Source organism: Psychrobacter sp. 16-MNA-CIBAN-0192, assembly GCF_040309565.1.
Taxonomy (GTDB): Bacteria; Pseudomonadota; Gammaproteobacteria; order Pseudomonadales; family Moraxellaceae; genus Psychrobacter.
This window is the reverse complement of sequence record NZ_JBEOOX010000289.1, coordinates 1-269: the sequence shown is the minus strand read 5'-3', so window position 1 is coordinate 269 and position 269 is coordinate 1. Positions and strand designations below refer to the sequence as shown.

Annotated in this window: 1 protein-coding gene; it reads right to left on the bottom strand. The window is 47.2% G+C overall.

Annotated features, from left to right (window positions below):
- Window positions 1-269: transaldolase family protein (locus AAEY78_RS13290; protein ID WP_352339775.1), on the bottom strand; the 269-nt coding region annotated here is incomplete at both ends.

Here is a 269-nt window from a genome sequence, read left to right as displayed (position 1 = left end):
CCATAAAGCTGAGTGCTTTATCGATAGTCGCTTGGGTGTCATAAGACAAACGCGCATCGACTTCAGTTGAGACGCGACCCTCAATCAAAGATAAAATATCGCAGCCAATTTTTATGGTTAACGCATCAATTACCGCATCGATGTCACCGCGATGTCGACTCATGGTTTCTGATAGCATGGCTTGATTGTCAGAGTGAATGAGCGCCTTAGTAATGAGACTGGGGTTGGTGGTCGCATCGACAGGTTTTAGGCGGGCAATAGCGCTAAGG